The sequence below is a fragment of the Rhodopirellula maiorica SM1 genome (assembly GCF_000346295.1).
Lineage (GTDB): Bacteria > Planctomycetota > Planctomycetia > Pirellulales > Pirellulaceae > Novipirellula > Novipirellula maiorica.
On the sequence record NZ_ANOG01000735.1, the window covers coordinates 1 to 1,536 of the forward strand.

At 53.5% G+C, this 1,536-nt stretch carries 3 protein-coding genes; all 3 read right to left on the reverse strand.

Going from position 1 to position 1,536, the window contains the following annotated elements:
* Positions 1-979: hypothetical protein (locus tag RMSM_RS23735; protein ID WP_008702494.1), on the reverse strand; the 979-nt coding region annotated here is incomplete at its 3' end.
* A gap of 22 nt (positions 980-1,001) precedes the next feature.
* On the reverse strand, positions 1,002-1,223 hold the full coding sequence (locus tag RMSM_RS23740; protein ID WP_008702496.1) for a hypothetical protein: 222 nt from the start codon (positions 1,221-1,223) through the stop codon (positions 1,002-1,004).
* Between the two features lie 85 nt (positions 1,224-1,308).
* Positions 1,309-1,512 (reverse strand): hypothetical protein, encoded by a 204-nt coding sequence (locus RMSM_RS42960; protein ID WP_008702497.1) that lies wholly within the window; start codon positions 1,510-1,512, stop codon positions 1,309-1,311.
* Between the last annotated feature and the right edge of the window lie 24 nt (positions 1,513-1,536).

Here is a 1,536-nt window from a genome sequence, read left to right on the forward strand (position 1 = left end):
CGATCCAGCCACTTCTCTCTTCGACAGGAACACTGCTCAAGAATTCGTCCAGCTCGGGGAGCATGGGGATCTCTTGAACCTTGCCGTTCTTTTGGGAAGAGGGGACAGTGATGGTCGGAAAGACTCCCGGCTGGTTCGGCCAGACCGGACGAATATGCCGTTCGTCTTCCCAGTGGAAATCCATCAGGTCACCGACGCGGAATCCACTGAACCAGACAACTCGCAACGCGAACTGCCAAGCTGCCGCTTCATCCTTGCCAACCACCTTGTGAGTCACGGCAAGCATGCGATCAAATTCCTCCCCGGTGATGGGGCGTCCTTTCATCACATCGTCGACGCTTAGTCGTTCAATGTCGGGCACCCGGTCGATCCATTCCCGCTTGGCGCAAAAGCGAACGAACGCCATCACGCTAGGGGTCATGCTGTTGACGGTATTAGGAGAGCGAGAGTCGTAGCGACACTCGTCTCCCGCCAACAGTCGTTCTTGCAGGTACTCGATCATGTCCAACGTCATCACATGTTTGACGAGAAGTTCGCCGTCCCGACCTCGATCATCGAAGTAGCCTCGAAAGATTCGTTCGGCGATTCCCAGTCGAGACCGAGAATGTTTGAACGAGTCTTTCTTGGTTCGAGCGGTGCGGAAGTGACGGTACTTTTGGTAGCACCACTCCCACGTCTTCTCATCCGTTGCAACTTCTGCCTTCGATGAAATCGCAACGCCTACCACGGCGGGCCGCGATCGTTCATCGTTGGCCGAGACGGCTCCACCAGATTGAACGTAGTTACCATCGAGCAATCGCTCGCGGCATTCACGCATCAATTTGCGAGCCTCCCTGCGGTCACGAGTACCGCAGCTACGACGAATCCGTTTGCCACGGATCGGGCAATAAAACTGCAAGACGTAGCCCGTCTTGTCCGCTTTGGTAAGCGGACGATTGGGATACACTTGCACGTTGCCAAGTTCCGGTTTGCGCGGCATGACAACCTCCTTTCGCTATTTGTTAAAGATCTGCCTTGGGCTCTCCTTTGGTTTCCGCGTTTCGTGTGAGATGCTCGATGAGGGCTTGCCCGGTCACCCAACGCGAGTGACCGACTACCGAATAGGGGCAGCCTTCAGAAAGAAGCTTATCCCAATACTTCTGTGACACGCAAAGCTTTTTCAAAAGCATTTGTTTGCTGTACGCTTCATTGACGTTAATGACGCCGACGTCGATTTGTGGCATGGACTCGATCCTTGTTATTGAAGAAATGCGACGCCCGCGGAAACCACTGACCGGCTCCGTGAACGCCGCACAAATCTGAAATCGGCTACTCTTTTTTCTCAGTAACCGCCTGTGAAGAAGGATCTACCATGTCTTGGGCTTTGACCCGTACGATGGTCGCGAGACACTTCCAACAAATTGACGCATTGGTGAACATGCGATCGGAGAAACTCGCTTTCACCGTTTCCTTTTCCCGCATACACCAAACGCACTTGGCCTTCTCTTCGTGGCCACTCAATACAACTTTCATCGTTCAAACTCTCTACGCTAAAGG